Source organism: Capnocytophaga sp. CM59, from assembly GCF_000293175.1.
Lineage (GTDB): Bacteria > Bacteroidota > Bacteroidia > Flavobacteriales > Flavobacteriaceae > Capnocytophaga > Capnocytophaga granulosa.
The window spans coordinates 1-8,829 of the sequence record NZ_ALNN01000017.1 but is presented as its reverse complement, the minus strand read 5'-3'; the positions used below and the strand labels follow the sequence as shown (position 1 = coordinate 8,829).

The 8,829-nt window shown below is 40.0% G+C and carries 6 protein-coding genes; 2 read left to right on the top strand and 4 right to left on the bottom strand.

What is annotated here, in order from left to right; translation table 11 throughout:
* Positions 1-227: 227 nt before the first annotated feature.
* The 4 genes from HMPREF1154_RS05720 to HMPREF1154_RS05705 form a co-directional block, all read right to left on the bottom strand.
* Entirely contained in the window at positions 228-1,889 is a 1,662-nt protein-coding gene (locus tag HMPREF1154_RS05720; RefSeq protein WP_009641627.1) for a SusD/RagB family nutrient-binding outer membrane lipoprotein, read from the bottom strand.
* A 32-nt stretch (positions 1,890-1,921) separates the two neighbouring features.
* Entirely contained in the window at positions 1,922-5,014 is a 3,093-nt protein-coding gene (locus HMPREF1154_RS05715) for a SusC/RagA family TonB-linked outer membrane protein (protein ID WP_009641626.1), read from the bottom strand.
* 357 nt (positions 5,015-5,371) lie between these two features.
* Positions 5,372-5,683 carry a type II toxin-antitoxin system RelE/ParE family toxin gene (locus tag HMPREF1154_RS05710; RefSeq protein WP_009641628.1) on the bottom strand — a complete coding sequence of 104 codons (312 nt, stop codon included), beginning with the start codon at positions 5,681-5,683 and terminating at the stop codon, positions 5,372-5,374.
* A complete protein-coding gene (locus HMPREF1154_RS05705; RefSeq protein WP_009641625.1) occupies positions 5,671-5,883 on the bottom strand; it encodes a hypothetical protein in 213 nt (70 codons plus the stop codon). The genes HMPREF1154_RS05710 and HMPREF1154_RS05705 overlap by 13 nt, the downstream gene beginning before the upstream one ends.
* Positions 5,884-6,051: 168 nt before the next feature.
* Here HMPREF1154_RS05705 and nrdG point away from each other — a divergent pair, with 168 nt between their 5' ends.
* Positions 6,052-6,510 carry an anaerobic ribonucleoside-triphosphate reductase activating protein gene (gene nrdG / locus HMPREF1154_RS05700; RefSeq protein ID WP_009641630.1) on the top strand — a complete coding sequence of 153 codons (459 nt, stop codon included), beginning with the start codon at positions 6,052-6,054 and terminating at the stop codon, positions 6,508-6,510.
* A 163-nt stretch (positions 6,511-6,673) separates the two neighbouring features.
* Positions 6,674-8,461 (top strand): anaerobic ribonucleoside-triphosphate reductase, encoded by a 1,788-nt coding sequence (nrdD, locus tag HMPREF1154_RS05695; protein WP_009641629.1) that lies wholly within the window; start codon positions 6,674-6,676, stop codon positions 8,459-8,461.
* Positions 8,462-8,829 lie beyond the last annotated feature (368 nt).

The window sequence follows — 8,829 nt, the reverse complement described above, 5'->3', positions numbered from 1 at the left end:
ATCTTTTCAAATAGCTGCAAAGGTAGATAAAATAAGGGATTGAAGAACTTTCGAGCAACATTTTTGTCCATTAAGCCAAAAATCATATATAAGTTTGTTTTTATAAACTAATATACTTAAAACATGATTAAAAAAGCTTTTTATATCTTTTATAGCTGATTTGAACAAAAAAAGAGAGCAGTCCCCAAGACTGCTCTCCAAAAAGGATTAAAATGTATTTCTACCTATTAGGGCCTGTTCTCTGCAAAAATGAGTCGGTGCATCATAGAGTCTCCATTGGTTTTCGCTCTAGCTTTGTCATAATTAGCTTGATTAAGTCCTTTGTACTCCAAAGGATAGTTCACTCTTTCAGGGACTCCTGTATTGCCTTCATACATAGATTCAAATTTGTAACTATTGTTACTGATATCTGTAGCAGATCCATCTTCATCAAGGAGGTAATTTGTTTTTACTCTTTCTCCTACTTTGATTAAGAATTTAGGATAACCTGTACGGCGATACTCTGTCCATCCTTCGTTAGGATTCATATACAGAGCTACATACTTTTGAGTCATTACAGTTTCTGCAGTAGCGGCAGGGAGACTATTGATGAAGGCTGTAGCTTTTGCTGTGTCTACATTCCATTTGTCCATAGACGCCTTTACACCAGCTTTGTACCAGTTATTGTCCCAACCTCTAATCTCAGAAAGGATGAAGCATACTTCAGAATAATCCATAATGACTTCTTTATAATCAGCCTTGAGTATGGTTGAACTGAAAATAGAAATTTTAGTTCCTCCACCGAATTGGCTTTCAGTGGTACCTTCAGCCATACCATAAGGCATTCCCTTATATTGGGTTGTATCTATAGTGGTTGGTTCATCATACGCTCCTTTAAGAGCATCTTGTTTTCCAGTTCCCACAGGGGCAAAATATTTCTGTACACGAGGGTCTACTCCAAAAGATAAACCTCTATCTTGGGCATGCTTATTGGTTCCTATAAGGAATTTTACAAACGTATTAGAAGGCACATAGTCCATACGTTGGTCTATAAAATAATCATTATAGATAGGTGCACAATAATCATAGTTATCTTCGAAAAGGAGGGTCACATTCTCTCCTTCTCTGAGAAGTTCATTTTCATTACTACTTGCGTAATGATTAATTACCGCCTCTGCAGCTGCCTTAAGTTCTGCATCACTAACGTTTTTAACATGGTTAGCAATACGTAAGCGCAAAGAGTTAGTAAAACGTTTTAGCTTACCTATAGAACCGAAGATGAAATCACCTTGAGAGAAGACTTCGTCATCTTCGTTTAGGGTGCTAAGATCATTACTTACTTCACCTAATTCTTTAAGGATATCTAAGTAGATATCTTTTTCATCAGCATATTCAGGAGTAATATATTTATCCAATTGTAGGGCTTGGAATTTTTGATTTTCTCTACTTCCATAGGAATAGTAAGGAACATCTCCAAAGGTCTCTGTCAATATACTAAAGTAGTAGGCCATCATAGTACGTGCAGCACATATTTGACCTAAATTACTTCCAAAGATAGCTGCTTCCCCTTTAGTTTCAGGGTCAGTATTGAGTTTTATAATCTTATTGAGAACCTCAGCACGCTTGTAGATTTGTTTCCAAAGATTATTTCCAGCTCCTTCTTTATACTGGTAACGACTTTCTTTGGTATAGGTAGTCTCTGAAGTATATTGCATCCAAGTACGCATCAAAGAAGCAGAGTTCTCATTTTTGCGTAGATTGTATAAGAATCCAAAGGAAGCATTGCCAAATAGAGCAGAGGTAAGGTATTCCTCAGGTTGGTTAGGGTTCTTATTAATCTCTTCAAAATCTTTTTCGCAACTACTAAAAAGCAGTCCGACAGACAATAAGGATATTATGATTCGTTTCATATTCTCTGTAATCTGTTTATTAATTGTTAATTTTATAATTTTAAGCCTACTGCGAGACTAAAGCTTCTAGTAGTTGGCAAGGAAGAGTTACCCATACCATAGTTGTAAGCAGCTGTTTCTGGATCCATACCATCCCAAGCCAAAGCTCCAGTCCATAGGTTATATCCTGAAAGGGTAAAGTTCAAGCCTTTGATATGCTTGGTTTCAGGTAGTGGCACATCATAAGAAAGGGATACACTACGTAATTTTAAATAGGTAGCATCAAATACACTTTGTTCATCCAAATCAAACATGAATGTAGTACCATATTCTTTTGGACTGATAGCTATGTCATTAGGTTTTCCTGCTTTAGGACCTGATTTGAATACCCCTGGTAGGACGATCCCTTTTTGACCTTCAGGACCATTGGGATCTTTCTCACGCATACCATTAGCAATTGTTTCACGAGCAGTACCTGCGATCATACCCAACATATAAGCACCTGCAAAATAGCTACCTCCATGTTGGTAGTCAAAAGTGAAGGAAAGGCTAAAGTTGCCATAAGTAAGGGTGTTGGTAAGTCCTGTAGTAAAGTCAGGGTTGATGTTTCCTAATGATTTTTGGTTAGAGCGAACATAGTGTCCTCTTTCATCTACCAAACGATTTCCTTGGTCATCATATTCGTATCCAGCCCCATAGATTTCTCCAAAAGGACGTCCTTCTATTGCATAAAGGTTTACAGTACCATAGTAGTCTCCTGTTACTCTATAACGTCCTAGACCTGGGTATAACTTGGTTAGCTTATTGATATTTTTTGAAAAGTTCCAATCAATATACCAACCGAACTTATCTGTTTGTACAGGAGTGGCAGAAAGGGTGATTTCAAAACCTTTGTTAGACATTTCTCCACTGTTAATGTTTTTGTAAGTATATCCATTTGCTGCATCTACAGGAAGAGAAAGGATAAGGTCTTTGGAGAGAATGTCATATACAGAGAATCCTAAAGAAAGACGGCTGTTAAAGAACTGAAGGTCGATACCTGCTTCTTTAGTTTCCTTGATTTCAGGAAGTAAGTCAGGATTGTTTTGTGTGTCAGGCACTCCATAGTTTGGTGTTCCATGGAAGAGATTATTTATCACAGGGTAAGTCTTAAGTACATAAGCAGAAGCATCATTACCTACTTGAGCTAAACCTGCACGGATTTTACCATAAGAGAACCATGAAGGAAGATTCTTGAAGGAATTAGAAAATACATAAGAAGCCGTTACAGAAGGGTAGAAAATAGGTTTAGATACAGTAGAGAACCAGTCTTGACGTCCTGTAACCTCTACGAATAAAGTGCTCTTATAACCTAAAGAAGCCATTCCGAAAACACTATTAGTACGAGTCCATGAAGCATAAGTAGTAGCTGTTGGTTTCTGTAAGCTGTTTTCGATAGAATAGTAATTAGGTACGATCAAGCCTCCTTGTGTAGCAGCACCTGTTTTATCATATCTGTTTTCTGAACGAGCAGCTCCAATGAATCCTGTCAAGGAAAAATTCTCTCCTAAGTTAGGTGTATAGTGCAAACGAGTTTCGTAGTTAAATCCTGAATTGATATAAGTATATTTGTTATAGTCAGGTGTGTTCTGATAAGTACCTTTAGCTGTTCTTCCTTCTGTTTTAAGAGCATAGATATCTCCATAGATCTTACCTACCCAAAAGAAATTATCTGTGAAGTTGTAGGTGAAACCAATGTTACCAAATATACGATGGTTTTTATCATCAGAGGTAACCTCATTAAGAAGCCAATAGACGTTATTGCTAAAACGAGCAGATGGATCATTCCAAGCATTTCTGTTCCAAGTACGTTGAGGATTATTAATATCTTCTGATTTGTAGAATCTTTCAAGATTTCTATAATCTAACTGACGTTGTGTATATCCATATAAGAGGATAGGAAGCCTGCCATTGGAATAAGCGTCTGCATAAGTATAACCAGGGTTATGGCGGGTAGTGATAGAATAGTTAAAACCTCCTTCTGCTTTGAGCTTGCTTGATAGGTCGGAAGTAAAGCTAAAAGCCACGTTTGATTTCTCCATTTTGGTAGTAGGTACAATTCCTGTTGTTTCACTATTTCCTACAGAGAAGCGTAGGTTGGTACCTGAAAGAGAACGTGTAATAGAAATAGAGTTGTTAGTAGTAACCCCTGTACGGAAGAATTTGTCTACGTCATTCTTAGGAGCTTGCCAAGGAACAGGTTTTAGATAGTGGTCAGCAAGGAATCTTTTATCAAAAGCATACCAAGGTAGGTAAGGAGTACCATCATATTTAGGACCCCAGCTTTCATCAGGACCATAATCTGCTATATTGTATTCACGTCCTTCTATTGTTTGCTTAGTGAAACTTTGAGAAGATCCACCACCATACTCATTTTGTAATTTAGGTGCTATATAAGCATTTTCAAATGTTACAGAAGAGTTGACATCAATATTGGTCTTTCCTCCCTTACCTGATTTGGTAGTATAGAGGATAACCCCATTACCACCACGGCTACCATAGAGAGCGGTAGCAGCACCACCGGTAAGTACTGTTACGGACTCTATGTCATCTTTGTTAATTTCAGATGCAGAGTTTCCATAACCATCTCCCATTTCAGCCATAGGCACCCCATCGATAACGATCAGCGGCTGGCTACTTCCTGTTACAGAACCTGTACCACGGAGGGTCATCTTAGTCTGTCCCATACCACTTCCTGCGGCGGCAAGTCCTGCGGTTTTTCCTTTGAGGTTGTCACCTCCCTCAAGGGTAGTTTCGGAGTACCCTGTAGCATTGGCATCACGCTCTATACCAAGAGCTCCTACTGTTTTAGCATCTTCGGAATTGAGGGGAAGTACTACATCAATAGTAGTTTCTAATCCCACTTTCCTTTGAACGTTTTGATACCCCTGAGCGGCGAATTGTAGGGTTTCCTCGGCCTGAGCCTCAATAGAATACCCTCCTTCGGGGGAGGTAGTGGTTGCGCGACTGGTACCCACTACGATCACAGTAGCACCCGCCACAGGTTTCCCTTTACTGTCTTTTACACTACCCTTTACGGTTTGTTGTGCAAAAGCCATTGTCGTAAAGACAAGGGAACACAATAAGAATAATTTTTTTAAGTTCATATCTCTTTATGAATTTTAATTAGCGCCCCAAAGGTACGTCTTTTTTCTGGATTAACAAGGAAAAACGATGTGTTTTTTCGCTTGTTTTGCGTTAAATTTGCCTTTTTGCTCCTAGGACGCGTAAAATCAAGTCTTTTTGCTTTTTAGTGGAAATAAGGAGGTTTTTCTCTTGTTTTAAAGAGAGATAGAAATAATATCAATAGTAGAAAATATTGTATAGTCCAATTCGTTAAGACGCAATAAATTGCACCTCTACAGAAGACTATGCTCACCAAGAATTGTCTTAGCTAGCGTCTGTGTAGAGGCGCAATTTATTGCGTTTTAAAAAATCAGTAATAGTGTTTTCTAAATAAATTTTTATAGTATCAAAGAGGCTAACTTCTTAGGGTCATTTCTATTGTCCCAAAAAGAAAGTATTTCAACCTTATCTGTTATACGATAGATAATAGAGAAATGCCTAAGGACTAATAGGCGTCTTATTTTTGTATAAGGAGAACTCAGATAATGCTCCTGTCCTATGAAAGGATTATACATGAGTAAGTCTTCACTTTTCTCTACTTCTTCCATAATCTTCATAGAATAAGAATTAGAACCATTATGCTCTACCCAATAAGATAAGATATCATAATATTGTATTTCCGCTTGGGGTGTCCATTCTAATTCCCACATAGTATCTCACGAGCTTTTTTCCTGACTTCAGTATGAGGTGTTAATAATCCTTTGTCAGCTTGTTCTATACCCTTTTTTATAGACTCAGCTTGGGCTTCTGTAAAACAAGTCTCTTCCTGCTTAGGGAATATTTGTTTTTCATCATACCAATTTTCAACAGAGGAGGCTTGGGTGTTGGGAGGTGCTACTAATGTATCCATAATATAGTTGTTTTAGCACACAAAGTTACAATATTAATTACAGATAACCAATGCCTATTGACAAATAATTAACCCTTGTTGAAAACTCGGTTAATAACTTATCCTATTGGGGGAAAAAGCCCTCTTTTTTCTCCTTAACTTTGTCATACCACAAAAAAAGATATGTATATGATTTATTACGCTGACCTACAAATAGTTCTACAAGAGGTGCCTGGACAAATCAGCTTATGTGTGAGTGTAACTGGCTGTCCGCTGCGCTGCAAGGGATGTCATTCTCCCTTTCTGTGGAAAAAGGGTACAGGGACTCCGCTGACCGATGAGGTGTTTATCACTACCCTTGAGCGCTATAAGGATATGATCTCCTGTGTGCTCTTTATGGGGGGCGAATGGGAAGAGGCAGCACTTATCCACAAACTACAAATTGCCCGTGCCTATGGGCTGCATACCTGCCTCTATACAGGACTTACAGAAGAGAAAGTACCTACAGCTATCAAACAGGAACTTACTTGGCTTAAGGCAGGCCCCTGGATAGAGTCCTTAGGAGGCCTATCAGAAGCTACTACCAACCAGCGCTTTATAGAGGTAAGCACTGGGAGAATACTCAATGAAATGTTTCATCATCAGTAGTCAGAGGACAGAAGACAGTAGTCAGAGGACAGAAGACAGTAGTCAGAAGACAGAAGACAGTAGTCAGTCTGACAACTAACAACTAACAACTAACCACTAACAACTAACCACTAACAACTAACCACTGACAACTAACCACTAATAACTTATAAATCAGATCCCTATGATTCGACTTACACAAAATCAAATCCAGCAGAAAATTGAGTTTATAAATCAATATCTGCATGCGGAAAATGCCGCTACCGCTTCTCAGGTAGATGCTAATGCCAATGTAACAAGCAAGAACATCGCTACCATGGAGGCGGAAATCAACAAGGATATCAATATCCAAATCAACCGCGAACTGGTACGCCGCAAGATAGCGGAGCTTTTCGGGGAAGAACTCGCTGGGGAATACATTCGCCAGATAGAGGCGCACGAGATCTATGTGCATGATGAGACTTCTCTGAAGCCTTATTGCGTGTCTATCAGTATGTATCCTTTCCTCTTGGACGGGCTGATAAAGCTCGGAGGGGAGAGCCGTGCCCCTAAGCACTTGGAGAGCTTCTGTGGGGAGTTTGTCAATCTGGTCTTTGCCATTAGCTCCCAGTTTGCAGGGGCTTTGGCTACAGTGGAGTTTTTGCTCTATTTTGACCACTTTGCCACCAAGGACTATGGAGAGGATTATTTGGAAACACACCCCAAGGTGATAGAGAACCACCTCCAGCATGTAGTCTATGCCATTAACCAGCCTGCGGCAGCCCGTGGCTATCAGTCGGTTTTTTGGAATATCTCCCTCTATGATGAGCCTTACTTTGACAGCATGTTTGGTGAGTTTGTTTTCCCTGATATGAGCCGCCCTAGCTATGATAGGCTCTTCAAGTTGCAACACTTTTTCCTCAAGTGGTTCAATGCCGAACGCCTTAAGGCGATCCTCACTTTCCCTGTGGTAACAGCGGCTATGCTTACGGCTAAGGGCAAGCCTGTGGATCAAGATTTTGCCAATATGTGCGCTGGGGAACTCAGCGAAGGGAACTCCTTCTTTGTCTATCAGTCCGAGAGTGCCGATAGCCTCGCTTCCTGCTGCCGCTTGCGCAACGAGATTTCCGACCATACCTTTAGTTATTCCTTAGGGGCAGGGGGCGTGGCCACGGGGTCTATCAATGTGATTACACTAAACATGAACCGCCTCATTCAGCAAAAGCGCAACCTTGCTGAGGAGGTACGTAAAATACATAAGTACCAAGTGGCGTTTCGCAAACTTATAGAGGAGTACAAAAATGCAGGACTGCTACCGGTCTATGATGCGGGCTTTATCTCCCTTGACAAGCAGTTCTTGACAATTGGTATTAATGGTATGGTAGAGGCCGCCGAATACTTGGATATTGCCCCTACCAACAATGAGCAGTATAAGGAGTTTGTACGCCACCACCTCAAGATTATCTATGATGAAAACCGCAAGGCACGTGAGATATATGGTTATATGTTCAATACCGAGTTTGTCCCTGCGGAAAACTTAGGGGTGAAGAACGCCCTTTGGGACAAGAAATCAGGCTTGTTCTCTCCACGTGAGTGTTATAATTCCTATTTCTATGCAGTGGAAGACGACCATATAAATGTCTTGGACAAGATTATCCTCCATGGCAAGGAGTTTATCGAGTACTTAGACGGGGGGTCTGCTCTGCACCTCAATTTGGAAGAGACACCCAACAAAGAGGGCTTCCTCAAGCTGCTCAATGCAACGGCTCTAGCGGGTTGTAACTATTTCTGTTTCAACATTCGTATTACAATCTGTAATGAATGCAACCATATAGATAAGCGTACACTCTTTGAGTGCCCAGAGTGCCACAGCGAGAATGTGGATCACGCCACTCGTGTGATTGGCTACCTCAAGCGTGTATCTTGCTTTAGCACCGCAAGGCAGAAGGAACACAAGCTCAGACACTACCACCTTTCTACAAGTAAAAGGTAAAAAGTAAAAAATAATGACAAGTGACTAATGACTGATCCTATTGTGGAATTAGTCATTAGTCACTTGTCATTAGTCACTAATGCGAATCAATAGTTAAAAATATCTGTATAATCTTATCCGTAGAGACGCAATTTATTGCGTCTTAAAAAGTTAGTAAATAATTTAAGTTTCGCAAGTTGTTTTTAGGTTGCTATTGAAATTGCAAGTAACTGATAAACAATTATTTGTAAAAACCTCCCCCCACCCCCCCTCCAAAGGGGGAGCTTTAAGGGCGTTGAAATGGTCTAATTTGTTTATTAAATTAGAAAATTTCCCTTTTATAACTTATTGAACCTCTATCACTTACTAACTCCCCCCTTGAGGGGGGG